Source organism: Pseudomonas sp. ZL2 (assembly GCF_054788455.1).
Map to the genome: position 1 here is coordinate 445,790 of NZ_JBGOGX010000002.1, position 17,371 is coordinate 463,160.

21 protein-coding genes and 1 pseudogene are annotated in these 17,371 nt (G+C 57.2%); 7 read left to right on the top strand and 15 right to left on the bottom strand.

The window, feature by feature from the left end; genetic code table 11:
- Positions 1-270: 270 nt before the first annotated feature.
- The 7 genes and pseudogenes from ABM562_RS03485 to ABM562_RS03515 form a co-directional block, all read right to left on the bottom strand.
- A complete protein-coding gene (locus ABM562_RS03485; protein ID WP_110657611.1) occupies positions 271-555 on the bottom strand; it encodes a hypothetical protein in 285 nt (94 codons plus the stop codon).
- Positions 552-1,532 carry an integrase domain-containing protein gene (locus tag ABM562_RS03490; protein WP_460420907.1) on the bottom strand — a complete coding sequence of 327 codons (981 nt, stop codon included), beginning with the start codon at positions 1,530-1,532 and terminating at the stop codon, positions 552-554. The genes ABM562_RS03485 and ABM562_RS03490 overlap by 4 nt, the downstream gene beginning before the upstream one ends.
- 952 nt (positions 1,533-2,484) lie before the next feature.
- On the bottom strand, positions 2,485-3,741 hold the full coding sequence (locus ABM562_RS03495; RefSeq protein ID WP_123375788.1) for an integrase domain-containing protein: 1,257 nt from the start codon (positions 3,739-3,741) through the stop codon (positions 2,485-2,487).
- Between the two features lie 268 nt (positions 3,742-4,009).
- The gene (locus ABM562_RS03500) at positions 4,010-5,008 is read right to left on the bottom strand and encodes a restriction endonuclease (protein WP_460420909.1); all 999 of its coding nucleotides are present in this window, start codon (positions 5,006-5,008) and stop codon (positions 4,010-4,012) included.
- 93 nt (positions 5,009-5,101) lie between these two features.
- Positions 5,102-6,004 (bottom strand): HNH endonuclease, encoded by a 903-nt coding sequence (locus ABM562_RS03505; RefSeq protein WP_460420867.1) that lies wholly within the window; start codon positions 6,002-6,004, stop codon positions 5,102-5,104.
- 207 nt (positions 6,005-6,211) lie between these two features.
- Positions 6,212-7,174: pseudogene (locus ABM562_RS03510) on the bottom strand (bifunctional GNAT family N-acetyltransferase/nucleoside diphosphate kinase regulator).
- A 59-nt stretch (positions 7,175-7,233) separates the two neighbouring features.
- Positions 7,234-7,380, bottom strand: a complete 147-nt coding sequence (locus ABM562_RS03515) for a hypothetical protein (RefSeq protein WP_460420869.1) — start codon at positions 7,378-7,380, stop codon at positions 7,234-7,236.
- 222 nt (positions 7,381-7,602) lie between these two features.
- Between ABM562_RS03515 and ABM562_RS03520 the strand changes: the two genes are divergently transcribed.
- Complete coding sequence (locus tag ABM562_RS03520; protein ID WP_460420871.1) at positions 7,603-7,839, top strand: hypothetical protein; 237 nt, start codon at positions 7,603-7,605, stop codon at positions 7,837-7,839.
- Positions 7,840-7,909: 70 nt separating this feature from the next.
- Entirely contained in the window at positions 7,910-8,191 is a 282-nt protein-coding gene (locus ABM562_RS03525; RefSeq protein WP_460420873.1) for a DUF3077 domain-containing protein, read from the top strand.
- A gap of 66 nt (positions 8,192-8,257) precedes the next feature.
- Here the strand turns inward: ABM562_RS03525 and ABM562_RS03530 are convergent, their stop codons facing one another.
- Positions 8,258-8,998, bottom strand: coding sequence for a hypothetical protein (locus tag ABM562_RS03530; protein WP_233673789.1), 741 nt, complete (start codon positions 8,996-8,998; stop codon positions 8,258-8,260).
- A gap of 220 nt (positions 8,999-9,218) precedes the next feature.
- Positions 9,219-9,905, bottom strand: a complete 687-nt coding sequence (locus ABM562_RS03535) for a hypothetical protein (RefSeq protein ID WP_460420875.1) — start codon at positions 9,903-9,905, stop codon at positions 9,219-9,221.
- 25 nt (positions 9,906-9,930) lie between these two features.
- Here ABM562_RS03535 and ABM562_RS03540 point away from each other — a divergent pair, with 25 nt between their 5' ends.
- The 5 genes from ABM562_RS03540 (at position 9,931) to ABM562_RS03560 (ending at position 13,056) form a co-directional block, all read left to right on the top strand.
- Positions 9,931-10,161, top strand: coding sequence for a hypothetical protein (locus tag ABM562_RS03540; protein WP_460420877.1), 231 nt, complete (start codon positions 9,931-9,933; stop codon positions 10,159-10,161).
- A gap of 187 nt (positions 10,162-10,348) precedes the next feature.
- Complete coding sequence (locus tag ABM562_RS03545; protein WP_134062995.1) at positions 10,349-11,257, top strand: NAD synthetase; 909 nt, start codon at positions 10,349-10,351, stop codon at positions 11,255-11,257.
- On the top strand, positions 11,254-11,673 hold the full coding sequence (locus ABM562_RS03550; protein ID WP_460420879.1) for a hypothetical protein: 420 nt from the start codon (positions 11,254-11,256) through the stop codon (positions 11,671-11,673). Before ABM562_RS03545 ends, ABM562_RS03550 begins: the two co-directional genes overlap by 4 nt.
- A 43-nt stretch (positions 11,674-11,716) precedes the next feature.
- The gene (locus ABM562_RS03555) at positions 11,717-12,154 is read left to right on the top strand and encodes a hypothetical protein (protein ID WP_460420881.1); all 438 of its coding nucleotides are present in this window, start codon (positions 11,717-11,719) and stop codon (positions 12,152-12,154) included.
- A gap of 29 nt (positions 12,155-12,183) precedes the next feature.
- A complete protein-coding gene (locus tag ABM562_RS03560; RefSeq protein ID WP_460420883.1) occupies positions 12,184-13,056 on the top strand; it encodes a hypothetical protein in 873 nt (290 codons plus the stop codon).
- Between the two features lie 24 nt (positions 13,057-13,080).
- Here ABM562_RS03560 and ABM562_RS03565 read toward each other — a convergent pair whose 3' ends face one another.
- The 6 genes from ABM562_RS03565 to ABM562_RS03590 form a co-directional block, all read right to left on the bottom strand.
- Positions 13,081-14,418: a ferredoxin reductase family protein gene (locus ABM562_RS03565; RefSeq protein ID WP_460420885.1), complete on the bottom strand. Its 1,338-nt coding sequence runs from the start codon at positions 14,416-14,418 to the stop codon at positions 13,081-13,083.
- 273 nt (positions 14,419-14,691) lie between these two features.
- On the bottom strand, positions 14,692-15,309 hold the full coding sequence (locus ABM562_RS03570) for a LysE family translocator (protein WP_166675697.1): 618 nt from the start codon (positions 15,307-15,309) through the stop codon (positions 14,692-14,694).
- Positions 15,309-15,602: a hypothetical protein gene (locus tag ABM562_RS03575; RefSeq protein WP_134062983.1), complete on the bottom strand. Its 294-nt coding sequence runs from the start codon at positions 15,600-15,602 to the stop codon at positions 15,309-15,311. The genes ABM562_RS03570 and ABM562_RS03575 overlap by 1 nt, the downstream gene beginning before the upstream one ends.
- Positions 15,599-15,826: a class I SAM-dependent methyltransferase gene (locus ABM562_RS03580; RefSeq protein WP_166675696.1), complete on the bottom strand. Its 228-nt coding sequence runs from the start codon at positions 15,824-15,826 to the stop codon at positions 15,599-15,601. Before ABM562_RS03580 ends, ABM562_RS03575 begins: the two co-directional genes overlap by 4 nt.
- A 253-nt stretch (positions 15,827-16,079) precedes the next feature.
- A complete protein-coding gene (locus ABM562_RS03585; protein WP_460420888.1) occupies positions 16,080-16,232 on the bottom strand; it encodes a hypothetical protein in 153 nt (50 codons plus the stop codon).
- Positions 16,233-16,265: 33 nt separating this feature from the next.
- Positions 16,266-17,201, bottom strand: coding sequence for a cyclase family protein (locus tag ABM562_RS03590; RefSeq protein ID WP_233673774.1), 936 nt, complete (start codon positions 17,199-17,201; stop codon positions 16,266-16,268).
- Between the last annotated feature and the right edge of the window lie 170 nt (positions 17,202-17,371).

Consider the following 17,371-nt stretch of genomic DNA (forward strand, 5'->3'; position numbering starts at 1 on the left):
TGTTCTTGGGGTTCACGAAATGCCAGATTCGAAATAGAGGATTTCAATCCTAGAATAATTATCTGCATCCTTGACCTCTAGGGTTTAGCGAGTTTCTTTGCGCAAACGTGAACTCTAGCTTAATAAAGGCATTTTGCAATCAGTGGGATGGACGAGTGCGTGGCAGTCGATGCTCGCGGCGTACGAGAAGGACGCAGAAGTATTCCTATACGCCCCCGGCCTTGGTGGATTAGATGACGGCGTTTAGGATGAAAAAAGCAGATAATCTGTCTAGTCCTGAAATTGCCTGAATACCCATGATTTCTCTAAACGACGGGCGAGCAGCCGTATTGTCAGCCTGTAGTAGGACCGAGTCGCCTCACTTCGCCTATCGAGGCAATGATCGAGAAACCACGCAACATGCTTTCTCTGCCAAGCCCAGGGCGTATCTCGCTGCCAGCGTGCTGCGATTGCAGCTTGGATAATCGCGGCCTGTCGCAAATGGCGTTGCCGCGTTGCATGCGATCCGGTCAGCACGCCAGCCAAGAACAACTCCATATCGAATGGCTTGGTCATGTCCGTCCTCCAATGTAGGCTGCGACCACGTCGATCCGACCGTGCCCAAGCTCGTAACTGATTCGCCTCCGGGCTTCGCGATCAAGGTGCTGAGCTAACTGGCAGTATTGACCGCCGTTGATAGGTGCGCGGTGTTGGGTGATTTGTTCATAGCGCTCACATGCGTACGCCGCTCGTAGCTCATGGAGGCCTTTGAGGTCGTGGGCATGCAGGATGTCCCGCGCGGGGCGGATGATTTTTTGCAGAAAAATCAGGTAACTTTCGTGTGGCGCAATCAGGTTGCGGCTACCCGCAGGCGACACCTGCCATGCAAACCTCAGTGCCTCGCGAACTTGGTCATTCACTCCAATCCAACGTGGCGCCGAGGCCCCGGCGCGGCCACCTTTGGTGCCATCCTGAATGTTAATTCTGCCTAGGTCGTTAGCCTCACGGCTTAGCCGTGGCAGATCAGCCAAGATGGCTTCACGCAAGCGCATGCCGGCGGCGCGCGCCAACAGAACGATCGCAGCGGCTCGTAGCTGATGACGGCTGCAAAGTGCGTCGACGATCTGCTTAACCTGTTCGCGGTCTTGGCCTTGCGGCACCGAGTGTCGAACCCCGGTGCGCTGCATACCCAACGCCTTACTCGGACTTGGCAATTTCACGCACTGATCACCGCGAAGCGCCGCCATGGTCCTGTTAACGCTGGATAACCGGTTTTGTGCGGTGCTGACGGCGAGCTCACCGCACCTAACCACGTCGCGCAGATACGCTGCATAGTCGGTCAACACTTTCCGATCAATCTGTCGCGCATCGTTGATACCCGGTCCCTGTTCGGAGCGGCACCACTTCACGAATGCCAACCACCGGTCACAGTGCGCTTTGACCGTGCCGTAATGGCCACCGCCGAACATGTCTTTCAGCGCCTGCGGCCCTGCGTAGCTCAACTGCCTGCCGTAACCAAAATTACGACCCTCGCGCCTACCCACCAATGCCATCTCGGTCACCTCATCTTCCGCTCTCCAATCCTCGCCCCACGTCATCCCGCCAAGAATGCTGAGTGTTATCAGGGATCAAGGCCCCTGCGACCTGTGGGGATGTCCTCTAACGCGGGACTGGCGGCTCTTTACGACCAAGAGCAAGGGCATCTCATGATCTGGCCTCCTGAGCACCATTACCGGTGGGCGGGTGGAGGCTGCATTGGCTGACGAGACCAGTGCCGCGAGATCCTGAGCCTGGTGCAAGCAGCAATGCGATGACCGGGGCATGCCTGACTGTCAGTCAGGTGCAGTCCGTTCCCTGGTCTGCGGCACCATCATCTGCATGGCTGTGCTGGTGACATCGGCGTTGTCACGCCGATTGTCACGAGGGGAGTTGCCGCAAAGCCAAATGCGATGAGGGCTGCAGCAGTGCTAGGAGCGCCCGTCTCTTTCCAGGAGAAAGAGACGGGCGCAGGTTGGCGCAAGATTCGGCCAAGCGGATAGGTTGCTGCAGGGCAGCGAAGTAGGAGGTGTTGTCTGGCGCACGAGGGCCATGATCTGAAGTAGGCATCCATCACCGGGGAGGTGACCGGGCGAGCTGCCGGATGCGAATCGCCATTTGGGGGGAGAGCCACCGCGAGAGCGGCGTGACCTTCAAGGTTCGGGTCACCTGGGTTGCTGTCATCGACAGCGCTTGCACGGCCAGTTCTACGCCTGTGGATAAACCCGGTCAAGGTTCGAAATTCAGGGCCACTTTGGACTTGAAGAACGATTGTCCACCGGTGGAATTCCGTGGCAAACCCCGGACAACGTGGTTGCTTTTAGCTCTTCAAAGTAAGGTCGATCCAAACAGGGCGGCTTTGCAGCCCTGTTTGGATCGACCCGCGCTTAGAAGCGGATAAGCGAGGCTGCTTGCCCCGAATCTTGAACGTTCGGTTGTTGCTGCTGCACTACTTGCGCCTGACCAGCGCTAGCGAATCGGCACCACGTTCTTGTCTCTGACTTGGCCGTACGCTGAGGCGAGCAGGCTGCCGGTGGCGGCTTTCTGGATGTACTCACTCCACCAGGCCATCATCGGTCGTCGGCGTTCGATGTAGTCGGCTCGGTTGTAGGCGCTGCGCACCTCATCCTTGTCGACATGCGCCAGTGCGACCTCAATGAGTTCCGGGTCCCACCCATGCTCATTCAAGATGGTGCTGGCCATCGAGCGCATGCCGTGACTGACCAACCGATCCTGGAACCCCATGCGTTTCAACGCCATGTTGGCGGTCTGGCTATTGGCGTGGGTGCGCGGATTTCTGTCTGCCGGGAAGACGTATTCACGATGGCCGCTGTGAGTCTTCAGTGACTCCAACAGTGCGACCGCGTGATCACTCAACGGGATGCTGTGTGGACGGCGCTTCTTCATCCGCTCCGGTGGGATAGTCCAGACACGCCTTTCAAAGTCGATGTCTGCCCAGCGAGTAGTTGCCGCCTCGGCGGGGCGCGTCATCGTGTGCAACTGCCATTCGATCAGGCAGCGGGTGGTGCGTTTGATACTGGCGTTCGCGATCTCCAGCATGAGCTCGGGGAGCTCTTCTGGCGGAAGCGCAGCCATGTTCTCTTTCTTGGGCTTCTTGAATACTGCCCTGATGCCGGTGAGCGGGTTGGCGAAGATCAGGCCGGAGTTGACGCCGTAGGTCATGATCTCGTTTAGCCGCTGGCTGAGACGCTTGACCGTTTCCAGGCTGCCTTTCGCTTCGATTGGGCGAAGCAGTCCGATCACCATCGGCGCAGTGATTTTCGCGAGTGGGGTCGTCTTCATATCGGGGAACACGTGCAGCGTGAGCGACCGCCAAATGTCCTCGGCGTAGGCCGGGGTAACCGAGTCTTTTTTGAGCTCGAACCAGGCGGTAGCCACGTTCTCGAAGGTGTGTTCCGTTTCTGCGCGCTTGGCTTCATTCAGAGTGTTGCGCTGTACCTTGGGATCAATGCCCTGTGCGAGCAGCTCGCGCGCGTCGACTGCCATCTTTCGGGCATTCGCCAATGACAGTTCGGGGTAGGTCCCGAAGCCGATGTTGATGCGCTTCTTGGTGACCGGTTCACGGTAGTTGAAATTCCACAGCAACGAACCGTTGCTGCGTACTCGGAGCTGCAAACCGTCACCATCAGTAAGGACGTAGTCCTTGGACGCGGGTTTGACTCCCTTGAGCTGTCGATCGGAGAGGCGGAGGTTTTGAGCAGGCATGAGATTGTCCTCAGGCACTGATTCGGTATTCCAAAGATTAGCACCGGATGGACTGGAATACCGTCTGGAATACCTAAACGGCTGGAACTCAAAAACTCTCCAAAGACCGCAAAAGCGCTGGAAGCCGCGTGTTTGCTGGTTCGCAGGCACAAAAAAAGACGTCCGTGGACGTCTTTGTTTGATCATTTGGTGGAGCCGGGGGGATTTGAACCCCCGTCTTCAGCTAATTACTCTACGAGAGCCCAAGCAAACCACTTCTCGCACAGAGCTAAGCAGGCCAATAGAGTCTCTTCAGGGGGACAATCCTCTTAGTCTCAGCATCCGTAGCATCGTAATGCTCAATCAACGCTCTAACCACATGATCCAGCGTCCACAGCGATAGAGGAATCGAAGCACGATCCGCTTCGTAAAGTGCATCCTTACTGAAGCCACCCGTACTGACGTACAAGCCTCGATCGTCTTTATGCCGGCCACCGAGGAAACTACGAATATCCTGGCTACCCATCTGCCCTTTGCGGTGTTTCACCTCGACAACGATACGAGGGTTCTCAAAGCCAAATCCGTCTGGGGAAGCAACAATGTCTTTCCCTCGGTCTGAACCCGGGGGTGACACCTGAGTTTTGTAGCCCATCGCCCGTAGAATCCCCGCAACCAGATGCTGCATTTCGTCCCAATCAATCTCGCTCAGCCGGTCTTTGATTCGCTCGATTGCTTGAGATTCGATGTCAGCGAGTGGGTCGGCAATGGCTTCATCGGTGACGTCATCTGGCTCTGACTCTGGAACTGGGCCACCTTTTAATGCAGCCAAGATTTCTTCTGCAGCTCGGGCAGGCACTTCGAAAACGGTCAGAGTAGAGCCCAAGCTGTTTTTGGTGGTTACACCCAGTTTCTCGCGTGACAGTTCTAGCGGTTGCCATCGTACTTTTCGAGCCAGCGCCATGCCTTGTTCTGCCCACTCTGGGTGGTGTTCTGCCGCGCCGGTGAATGTGCCGACCAGGTAGAGGCGGTTTGCAGGAGAGTAGGTGATGACCCAATCACCACTCTGGATTTCGTTCACGAAACGCCAAACCTGAGATGCACCTGAGACAATGGTGCCTTGTTTCATCTGAGGTTCGATTGACTGATATAAGGACATCAACTGTTTGCGTCCGACGCCTGGTTTGGCATGTGGCGCTAACTGGACCCATCCGATGGCCGCTACTTCTCTTTCGCGGAAAGCGTCGTACAAGCTTCCCCCTTCGCCGCGAACCATCCACATCCGTGTCATATCATTTGCCTTTTGATTTTGATGCCAGGTCACTGGGGCCGTGCAGGTCAGAAAGTCTATAGCGCGGAGTTTACTCGATCTGGAAAACGCCCCCTACGCAAAACTAAATCGCTTGCGGTGCTTCTCAAGGTAGTGGCGATTGCCCTCACTCAAGGTGGGAATCGATGTGTACTGGTCCAGTCCCAAAATCTTGTGTTCCTCCACTGCCAACTCGTCGCTGATCAGCAGTTGCCCATCCTCACCAAAAGAAATCAACCCACAGTCGAAGAGTCGATCAATGTGGGTGGCCAGCAGCAATCCGTTGTCTGTATCCAGTCGGGCTTTGTTGTCGGCTAAGGCCCAAGCTTGAATGTGCGAGGCGACTAGGAGGTTGGGATTTTTTAGCCCGGTCAACGCGCACTTTTTCTCCCAGCGTTTGAGCAGCCCTGTTCGAAACGCGCCCTGGCCAACTCGAGCCTTTACGAGCGCTTCTCGAGTCGTAACGGAAGGACTTTTTCCAGGCGATCCAGCATCTACGAGCTGGTCTTCGTAGTCAGCAACTACCTCGGCTTGCTCCAACAAATACAGCGCAGCATCGGCAGGCAACTGCGCCATGTAGATCTGATTCACACTGCCTTTGTTGTTGAACAACGATGGTTCTGTGCGGGCATCGAATTGCGCCTGGTAGGTGGGTGCAATGTCGTCGCTGCGCAAGAGGTGCTTGAGGTCGGTGAGGGTGATATCGACTCGGTGCCCTTGGTTGCTCCACTCGTTGAATGAGCGAGTTGGAGGGCGTTCGGCTTGGTAGGCATCGCGCTCGGCTTTGGCAATCGCGCGTAGGTAGTTGTCGTGGTAACAGAAGATCAAGTCTCCGGCTTTAACTTTACCGACGTTGTCCCAGTGGCGACGGGTTTGCACCTTGCCGGATTGTGTACGCGAACTCAGCGGTGCCCAGAGAAAATTGCCGGCCCTGGCCTCCTTGTGCGTTGTACCTAGGTTCACCCAGAAAAATTGCATCTCGCGTCCTTACAGGTCTGGCATATCGCCAGCAACCATACCGCGAGATCCTACGAAAATGAAGGATTGGTCCTACTTGCTGTTACCAAATTGAGCGCAGGAAGGAGGTCCTCTGGCCAAGTCCTGACCTTGTCCACCATGTCTGCATCAGGCACGGAAATCGTTGGCGATCTTCGTGCCTGATGGAGCACTTAGCTAAAGGCGCAATTACAGGTGGAAATCGCCCGCAGCCTCGGGCTGGTAAAGCACTTTCCTGATCCCGATCCGGCGGGTGCGGTCAGAAACTCGCCAGTCGATGGCGTCCCCCTCCTGATAGCCCAGGATGGCGGCGCCGATGTCGGAGCACACGGAATACTTTCCGGCGCTGCTGTCCGCGTCTTCAGGGTAGACCAGGGCCACTTCGATCTCTTCGTCGTCCAGCTACAGCAAGGCCCTGGAGTTCATCGTGACGACATTGCGCGCCACCTGCTGCGGCGTGACGACGATGGCTCGCTCAAGCTCATGTTCGAGTTCAACAACGGCCGGGCCTTGCTCGAGCGCGATCAGGCTCTCGAGCCTGGCCTTGTCGATTTCGGTGATGTAGATCTCAGTGGAGTCGGCAACGGCACCTTCGCGCAAGAACTGCAGATAGCGCGCCGCCGTCATGGAAAATGACTTCAATGTCGGTGTTTCGCTTTCAAGCAGAAAACCGCTGCGCACAAAGGCTTTCAGCGAGCGGGTGTTGTCGGAGTGGATCTTGGCGATGAGCTTCTCGGCGCGCATGTCGAGGAAGGCCAGTTTCATGCCTTCGCGGATTGTGCGCGCACCAAGGTTTCGGCCCCATTTGTCGCTGTCTCCAATGACCAGGACGATCTCGCAATTGGAGCCGGTCTTGATCAGGCGGACAAAGCCCACCGGGGCATCATGCCGGTCGTAGGCCATGAAGAATCGGCCGCCCCGGTTGAATAGATGGGTCAGGATCGGCAATTGAGTTCGATCGATAACTTGCTCGATGGAGCGGGAGACATGACGCGAATCGCTCAAGTAGCAGGTAACGCGCTCATCTTCCAACCAATCCATGAGCGTCAGTGCGTGTGCCCGAGTAATTTCCGGGCACAGCGAAATGAAAGGCTTGTTCATCTTCACCACAGTTATTTGGAAAGAATGAAAGCCCTTCATGGCTATGGCCATGACGGTTCTTTCGGCAACCGGCCATTTTATGGCAAAACGCTAGTAGATGGCGAACGGCCTCAGCACTCTGGCAGGCTTTTGCCGTTCTTTTCGATGACCTTGCTGATGAACATCCGCCCCATCAAATTCTTCAGAATTTCCTGATTCCCTGTAGTCCATTTCCCAATCATACTTCCGCGGCTTTCCAGCCATTGCGGTGCTTCCAATCGAGCTCTAGTCTCCCCCAGTCGTTGCCAATTCAACGACCGGTTTTGACAGACCGAATTCAAAGTGAATCCGCATGTGCACGCGTTATGGCGGCTGTACGTGGGGCACCTTCGTGTGCGCCGGGTTTTCCTTTGCTTTGCCGGTCTGTCAACCCGCGTATAGCTGCCACCTTTTGTTTGACAGCAGGCGTGTGGCGGCTCCCTAAAGCAAAGGAGTTCGCTATGTTAAAAATCGTTCCCGACCCACCCCTCAACCCCAACCATTCCCTCGAAGAGCTCCTGGTCCAGACCTCCGAATACCTGGTCCGCGCCCTGACCATCGCCCAACAAACCGTTCTGCTCCACCCCAAAGCTCCCGACCAGGTCCTCACCTTGGCGACCATGCATGAAATCGAGCACGCCCGTGTTCTGGTCGAAATGGCCTTGAGCAAGTCAGTCACGCCACTGAGTTGCCAATAAGCAGACGCCCGCGTTGCTGACGAAACCGCTCAGCAACGCGGGCTAGCGATTTCAGCAGGAGGACCTATCAATGGATGAGGATTTGAATGCAGCCAGTGCCTTTGAGACAGCCGGCATCGCCGCCTTCGGTGAAGGCGAAAGTGGGCATTCCACACAAAGGCTGTTCCGCGTCGAGCCCGGCCACAGTGCGGCGTTCGCTCTGGAGCAATCGGCGGTGCTGATGGGCTGCGTGCATCGGCTGACCTTGCAAGCAGGGATTGAGCATGACGCGGCGTTGGTCTGGGCGGCGCATTACCTCAGCGGCATGGCCAAGGCGCTGGTGGAGGATGTGGCGCATGGAGTGCGCAGTTAAGGCGTTTTGTGCTGGACGCTAGGAAAGCGCCCCACGCAGGCGAAGGCCGGCGTGGGGCGTTGTTGCTTACTTGATGTCGACTTCGTTGAATTTCACCACGCTTTCTTCACCACGGCCTACGCGCACTTTGAGTTTGAGTGCCGGCGCCTGTTGCAGGTCGCCGCGGCCTTGTTCGAAGGCCAGGGTCACGCGGGTGGGTACGCCACGTACCAGGGGGAAGGCGTCGCGGTAGGTGAACTTGGATGAGCCAACCTGCATCTTGTCGATGCTCAGGGCGCCACCGCTTTCTTCGAACAGGGTGGTTTGCGATTCGAAGCGGAACTCGCTGTCCAGCCGGGTGTTGGTCAGCTCGAAGGCGCAGTTGGGCTGGCGACCGATTTTTTCGCAGCCCAGCAGTTCGATGCGCACGCCATCGATCACTTCCAGGCGTTTGCCCAGCAGGTTGGCACCACCGTTTTCGATGAACTTCTGTTGGTCACGGGCAAAGTCGAAGCTGGGCTTGGCGTATTCCCCGCCCAGGGCGAAGAAGATCACTGCCAGGCCTGCAGCCAGGATCACCAGCATCGCGCCTTTGAGCATCTGCGGCAGGCGGTTGGCGCACCAGCCGAGAAAAATCACGCACAAGAATACGAAGGCGCTCATGAACAGGATGAGGTTCTTCCAGTTCAAAAAGCTCAGGCCGAACACGGTCGGGTCGGGGAACACGTAGGTGATCAGGCCCCACATGGTGGCCAGCAAGGCGCTGATGCCACCCATGATGCGGGTAATCAGGCCAGAGATCTTCTTGGGTGGGAGGGCAGCTTCCATTCTTGAACCTTAGGTGCGGTAGTCGACAGGTGGGTAAGCCCGGTCGAGGGTGTGCAGGCATGGGCGCCGGGTGCAGCGTGGGCTCGGCGGCCATGCGTCGCGGTCATCCCTGAGCAGCGAGCGAAGGGGGAGTGTGAGTGAATCAGTGGGTGATGGCAATGTGCTTTGGTTGTAGCCTCCATCGCGGGGTAAGCCCGCTCCCACAAAGGCCTGCGAGAGGTTAGTCCTGTGCCTCGTCTTCAAGCAGGCGCAGCAACAGCGGCTCGATATCCAGGGTGCCTTTGTCGGTAGCGTTCAGCAACGCCAGGTTCAACACCCAGTGCTTTTTCCCATGGCTCACTAGCTGAATTACCCCAAGGTCCTCAAGGATGGCAGCCAGGCGGCTTGACTCCGGCACCCGCTGTTGCCGGTTGATTGCATGGTAGTAAGCGGTACCGATGCCTTCTTCGCTGGTGCCGGCCGGCACACCGTCGGCACTGTTGGCCAGGGGGAACTTCCCGCGGCCGAACTGCCGCCACAGGTAGTTGAGGGTATCGTTGACCACCTGCAGCGGGTAGCGGGTGATGCTCGTGCCGCGGGCTTCGAAGCCCTGGTTGGTCACGCGGTAGTGAAAAGGCTTGCGATGGGTCGGCGTCCAGCATTGGACCCAGCCGACGGTTGGCGCTGTCATCGCGCTTTGGCTGGTGACCTTTGGCATAGCGGCGGTCGCAGTGCCGCCGCCCAGGTCATAGCCGATCATGAACAACGCCGCTTCCAGACGCCGCAACGGGCTGCTGCCCGAACCGTCGTCCTTGTTGAAGCCGCTGTGCTTTGCATTGTCATGGGCGAGTACCGCCGCCAGTATCTGGCTGGCCCGGATGTTCCACTGCGCGTGCAGCGTACCGCCCTGCAACGGCGGGAACTGCAAGTTGCCCTGGGACGGATCGCGCTGCTTGGATATGCCCTTGTTCGGCCTTGCCGAAGCCCAGGGGAATACCGAGAGCTTCAAGGAGGATATCAAGCGGATTATCACTACACCGTTCAAGTTCCAGGAAAAACTGACCGGCGATCGAGCGGACAAGTTCTTCGGCGGTGATGGAACTTCGCACCTGCTCTGCCTGGTCGAACTGAGCTCAAACGTAGCGTTGCGGGTGATTGACCCGGTGGAAACAACGGCTGGGTAATACGTCTACAAGAGCCTCAATGGTTTCTTCCTACAAGGCATTGTTTTTATTCTTGTTTTGAATGTGTAGGACGACATACCCGGCAAAAATACGCTTCTGAAACGTTGATTTTTAGCTGCTAAAACTAGGCCGCTCAAGCGCCTGCGACCTTCGGGTTTGCGGGCGCTTTCACGTTTCAGGAGACCCCATGAACGACTCAAGGATGAGCGGGCTTGGCGCGAGCCCGTCGCAGTACTTTGCGCGCCAGCGGATTGAAAGCCTGGTCAATGTGCCGAGGTTGTTTGCAGCGATTGATGCCGACCCCGGGATTGTCGGGGCAGGGGTGGTGTACATCGATGCGGACTACAACGTGGTGACGTTGCGGGAGTTTCGGCCGATTTGTAGTGTGTTGCCCAAGCGGGTGGTGTTGCGGGAGGTGAAGCGACACTTGGCACCAATGCAATACGTGGATCAATTGGTGCATCACCCCAGAGAGTCACAGGTTGTAACGGAAGCGTTGAAAGCTTCCGCGACATGCGCTGGGGCGGTAATAGCGTTACGGGCTGTACTTGATGGTCCGGCAGTGAAGTTGTTTTCGCCCCCTATTGCATTGGCGATCAAGATCGTCGGGACGGTGGTCGCGGGCGCTGGGTTAATACTGTGTGGCATTGGTTCAGTCAGTACTGCTCTAGAGATTCATGATCCTGAGCTCAATGACAAGATGATGGAGCAGGAGTGGTATCGAACGATAGTCCCTCTGCTCGATTCGATTTCTTTGTTGGGGGCTGCCGTCTCAACGCATGTGATCTTGCGATACCTTCAAATGCGAAAGGCTGCCACAGGGAACAGCTGGTTTGATCTTAGTAGGCCGCTGAGTCGTCAACAACGCAAAGCGTTGACCAAGGAAATTCTATCGATTCGCCATCCGTCATTGACTGCTAATCAGTTGAAGCTGAAAAAGCACTTGGAATCGCTTCCGAAGCGTTACTCCAATACAGAGCTAAATAACACCACCCTTTCGATGATCAGAGACGCAGTTGGAGTGGCCTTGGCAGTACCGGGGAGCGCGATTTTGTACAGCATAGTCGTTGCATTGTATGAGGAATTTGAATCGTGACTTATCCCGTGAGGAACAAGAAATTTCTGAATCGGTACTTTCCCGTGTACGCCGCAGCATTGATGCTGAGCTGCTTTTCCTTCGCACTGGCGATAGCACTCGCGAGCCTGCTTCATTTCAAGACCCATCCCGACCTACCCAAGTACATCATTTCTTCAATCGTGGTCTGCTCTTTGCTGCTGAGCGTGGGCAACATGCTTCAGCTTCGAGGGCGGCGCTCCGGCATGTGGCTTGTCGTCATGGTGCTTGGCGCGTGCATGCTGCTAACCCTTTCCACATATGGCCCCCGCACGCCCATGCCACTTTTTACATTGGCGCTGTTAGCACCCTTGCTGGCTCTGCTTTTGTTCAACAGTGAACGACACCGCGAGATGCGGCGGCGGTTGATGAGGTTGCGGCAGAGGGAAAACCGATGAAGGGACGGGGCCACTTAGCAAGTCCGGCAAGGAGAGCGAGCTAGTGCTAGATCTAACGCAATTGCCGGCTTTTATACGTCGCTACTACCTCACGCTGTGGACCGGATTTTTCCTCGCAGTTATATCCCTCACCTGCGCATCCATTCGCGCAGGTGAGACCATCTTCGCAGGCAACCCCGCCGAGCCCGGATACATCGTCGCTTTTATCATGCTGGGCTCATTCACCCTCGGCATCGGCCAATTCGTCGTAATCCGCGGCTATTCAGCCGGGAACCGGGCAGTGGTTGGGCTGTTGCTCATTTGCCTGATTGCCGGCGTGCTGACCTATCCCTTTTCTCACGATGCACTCCTGGCAGTGGTTTCAGTGATCGCCCCCTTGTTGTCGTTGCTGGCGTATAACAGCCGCCGTTATCGGGAGATGAGCAAAACCCTGTCGGATATCCGGCGCAATCACTTCAAGCCTGTGTCTGGCAAACGATAAAATCGAACCCCACCAACAAAGGTTCACGGATGAATCACCAAGAACAAATCAACGCCTGTCTACGCCGCAATTTCCCGCTCCTGACCTTGAGCTGGTTGCTGGCAGTTGCCTCCCTCATGAGCCTGATGCTGGTGATTAACGGCACACACTCACCGAGCGCCATGAGTTCATCCGACATCCTGCGCAACGTGAAAAACGGCGTGGTTATCCCGACCATGCTGCACCTCTTGCTGGTGTGGGGGAGCACCCGGTTGATCTGGTGGCTGGCGGCACTGCTGGTGTGTTGCTTGCTGATCACTTTGGGGTTGTATACCCAGCGTCCACCTGGGCTGATTTATTACCTGGCGCTTTTCTGTCCCCTGGCTGGCCTGCTGGTGCTCAACAGCCAGGGTTATCGACGGATATATGCAAGGCTCGTCGAGATCAGCAAGGCGCCCCGCGCCAAGCGCTTGCCGGGTGAACCTGTGGACGTGCTGCGGTATCCGGGGATGGCGGCGTTTTCAAGGCGTTACATGGGCCGCTTCTGCGCTGCTTTTTTCTTGACCATGGCCTCCATTGCGCTGGCAACTGTGCAGGTGGAGTACGCCTATTTTGCCCAGCATCTCGAGAACATGGGGGATGTGGTGATTGTGATTTTGGTCGGGGCGGCTGTGTGTGGCGTAGGCGCCGGTCTGATCGCCAACGGTTTTGCCTGGGGAGTGTGGTGTCTCGTCGCGGTTGCGGTGACGAGTCTGCTCATGGCCATCGCAAGTGTTGCAGCCGGAATCCATCCGTTGTTTACAGCTTCGTCAATTGCGCTGCCGTTGGTGGCGCTGGTTTTGCTGAACAGTCATCACCATCGGCAGTTTTGTAAGCGCTTTGCGGTGGTTCGTCGGTTGCGGTTGCGTAAGGCTGGCAGGTGATCAGGGCGGTGTGCGATTTGTGGCCTAGCGCATCTGGAACAGTTCCTGATGGAAGTCTTTCGGCTTCAGCCCATGGGCCACCAGGTCTTCGCGCAGGGCCTGGCCAAAGTCCGCAGGCCCGCAGTACCAGAAACTCGCCTGCTGCCAGTCGGCAACTTCCTGGCGCAGGCGTTCGCCACTGAGCCGGCCATCCTGGCCCGACACCAGCACATGCAAACGCACGCCCGCAGCCGTTGCGTCGGCGCGCAAGTTGTCGATGGCGTCGGCTGCATACACGCCGCACGGATGGAACAGGTCGATACTGTGTTGCCGGTCCGGCTCCAGCGCCAGTTGCTTCAGCCGGGCCACGAAGGGCGTAATGCCAATGCCGGCACCGATCCAGACCTGCCGCGGCTTTTGGTCTTCGAAGGTGAAGCAGCCGTACGGGCCTTCCACCGTCACCCGGTCGCCTTCTTTCAGGCGCGTTGGCAGCCGGCGGGTGTGATCGCCCAGGCCTTTGGTGATAAAGCGCAGTTGCGCCGCTTGCGGGTCCCAGGCCGAGGCGATGGTGTAAGGGTGCGGCCCTTCCGACTCGGATGAGGTCACAAAAGCGAACTGGCCGGCCTGGTGCCCGGGCCAGCCCGCTTGCAAGGCGATATGAGTTTCCAGCAGGTTCGCCTCTGGGTAGTGGATCAGGGTCTGGATGTGGCCCTGGACCTTGCGCTGCTTGCCGATGCGCTTGAACAACGCCTGCAATGCCGCCAGCGTGCCGCCGATCAGCAGCAGGGCGGTGACGATGCCGATGGGTTGCAGCCAGTAGTCGAACTTGAGCAGCACCACGGTGTGGAGCACCAGCACCAGATAGAGCGCCGCCAGCACAGTGTGGGTCTTGGCAAACCAGTGGTACGGGAAGCGCTTGATCAGGGCCAGGATGATCAGCACGCCGATGGCGTAGAACGCCCATTCCCCCAGGGTTTCGGCCAGGCCGCGCTGGCTGCGCAGCACCTGCTCGATCGCGCCCAGTTCCGGCGCCGCACCGCCGCCCTTGGCCGGCTTGACCAGCCAGCCCCAGCCGACCGCCCACTTGGTGCCCTTGGCCCAGACCCAGTGCACGCTGGCGAACAGCAGGGCGCTGATGCCGAGCCACTTGTGCAGCCGGTACATCTTGTCGAGCCCGCCCAGCAGCGGCTCCGGGCGGCGCGGGCGCACGGCCAGCATCATCGCCACGCTCATGGCGGCGATGGCGATGACGCCGGTGTATTGCACCAGTACCGAACGTAGCGAGAAATAAGTCAGTGGGGTGGGCACAAAGGTATCTGCCAGTGCCCATAGCAGGGTTAACCCGATGAACAACGTCCACAACACTATCTTGATGCGCTTCAACTCTACTCTCCACCGAAAAGGGTGGAGACATTGTCGACATTAAGTGGGCAATTGCGGACATCTCTTAACTGGTTAACTAGTTAAATATTGATATGGATCAATCGCTTAGCGAATAAAGTTGAATATTTCGCTGGACTTTGCTGTGAACGTTACTCATTACGCCTTTAGGGATACGCCGATCAAGTCAGCACAGGCCATCTGACCTGTGCTGCATGACCCCGACACCGCCAAAAAGCGATCATTGGCAAGGTTCGACCCATTTCCGAGAGAACGTCATTTCAACGACTGCACGCCCATATATACCGCCAAGGAGATGAACGTCACGCCGACCACCACGTTAAACGTATAACTGTAACGTACCAATATGTCCTTCAGGTACTTCATGAAATACGCATAAACGAGATGAACCAGCAAGGTGATCAGCAACAGTAGCGCCAACAGCAACAGCATTTGCGAGAGCGCACTTTTTGTCGGATCGATGAACACCGGGAAGAACGACGTGAAGAACAACAGCGTTTTCGGGCTGGCAAAGGTTACAACCGCTCCGTGCCTGAAATTTCGCCAGTTACCACTGTCGTCATGCTGGGCAATGATTTCAACACCCTGCCGGGCATAGCGGATGGAGGAAACGCCCAGATAAGCAATGTACAAGGCCCCCACCAGTTGCAGGGTAACGAACAACAGCGGAGACGAAATCAACACAGCGGCAACACCGGAAAGCGCCAGTCCCGCCATGGCCAGCATGCCAACCTGAATACCGAGGATGACCGGAAGGGTTCTACGCCACCCGAGGAAGGCGCTGTAGGTAATCACGCTGATTGTCCCAGGGCCTGGGGTGGCTGCCGCCACTGCACAGGTCAGGAAGTAGGTCAGAAGTGTTGACGCAAGCATCATTCGTAACCTGGCAGCGCAGAGCTGGTCATCATCGTCATCGGCCAATCCAGGCTCAAGCCGTCATCGGTATCCCGCACGCCAAGATAGTGCTTGGCCGCAGCGACCGAGTCAGCCTCGGAGAAGGAAGCTTTATTGGCCAACAGCAGCCCCAGAAAACGCCCCAGGTGCTGTTCGTTTTCAAAGCTCCACTTCAAGTCGATGTCATGAAACTCGGGTTCACGCCAGCCGGTATTTGCACACAGGCTGGTCGCGAAGTCTTTGCTCAGGTAAGAGACTTCATGGCCCGTCACGCAAGACCTCGCGACGAACCCATCTCTTCCGCGCCCTGCGCCAGAATGATCATGTTGGCCGATTGTTGTTCCAGCACAGATTGAAGTTGCTCAATGGAGGGGTCTGTTACATACAACAGCCCTTGCTCGCCAATCCCACGCGAGATGGGGAAGCTAAAGAATCCAGAGCCTGCTCCCACCTCCAGAATATTGTCACCAGGTTCCGGATCGAGATACGCATACATGGCATCCAGATCCTCATCCCACACACGCCCTATCGACCCAACGGCCGCTCTATAATTATCGGAGCGTGACTTTGCAAACTCGTACCTTGCACCATCTGACTCAATGTACATAAGTGTTCCTTCACTTGTATTGAGCAACATCGGGGATATATCGCCGGCTTACCCTGGTAAATGCCTCCATTTCTAGCGCTTGACAGAAACACGCGCTAGGCTATTGGGGGCGCTAGAGAAAACGGAAATAAACGTCCTGAATTCATAGAATAAGTGCAACGCAGCGTTTTGCAAGGTCATTTCCGCGATCCTGAATCGGCAGGAAGCGCTGTACGAAATCACCTTGATGCACCAGTTTGTCCAACTGACGCTCAGCGCCCGAAAGCGAGTTGGCCTGAATCAGCAAACCGCTCACTGCCGTTTGCTGAGCAACTGCTTCGGCGTTTCCTTAGCGGATCGCCACCGGGTTGATATTCACCTGGGTCGAGCCTTTGTATAGCGGCTGGCCCAACACAAACAGAAACTCCCAGGCCTTGTCGCGCACCAGCGCGCGGGTGTCGATCAGTTCGAGGTTGTAGATGCCGCGTTTGGCCAGCATGAACTGGTTGACCGGGAACTCTTCGCCCGACGGGTTCGGGTACACCTCCGAAGCCCAGGTATCACCGCCAAAGGCGACGATGCCCTGGTCGGCCAGCCACTGCGCGGCGGGCATGTCGATGCCGGGTTCGGTGGCGAGGAACTGCTGGTGGTCCTTGCCGATCAGCTCCAGCCAGCCGGTGTTGAACAGCACCACATCGCCCTTGCGCAGGGTGATGTTCTGTTGCTTCAGCACCGCTTTGACGTCTTCCACGGTGAATACCGTGCCGCCCGGGACGATGGCTTTGCCGTAGTGGGCGGTCATGTCCAGCACCACGCCGCGGGTGACCATGGGCGGGACTTTTTCGATGCCGAGTTTAGTGACGCCTTCGACGGTGACGAAGTCGGCGGACTTGTGGCCGTTGTAGTAGACGTTGTCGATACCGATATGGCCGATGCCGTTGAGCTGGGTGCCGACGCCGGTCCAGCCGTTGACCAGTTCGTCGTTGAAGGTGAATTTGTTTTTGCCCAGGGTCTGCCCGGCTTGTTCACCCGGCTGGATGTTGTAGAGGTGGAAGCTACGGTGGCGGAAGGCCGGGAGGTCTTTGCTCACCGGTACGCCAAGGGCGTAAGTCTTGCCGGTGGTGACCAGGCCGATGGCGTTTTTGACCACTTCAGGGGTGAGCAGGTTGGCGGCGCCGATTTCGTCGTTGGCGCCGTAGGCGGAAGGGTACCAGTCGGCGGCCAGGGTGGTTTGGCTGGTGATGGCCAGAGCGGTGGCGAGGAGCAGGGGCTTGAGAGGCTTCATGAGTCGGTCCTGTGCAATTGAGGGGGCCGATTCTGTGCAAGGTGGGGCCGGGGAAACAGCCGGGTTGGGGACAATCAGTTTTGCGCTGGGGGCACGGATGGGTGAGTTTTGCTGTGCTATGGCAAGGCTGATAGCATTAGGCCATATTCTAGGGAGGGAATGCTGTGGCG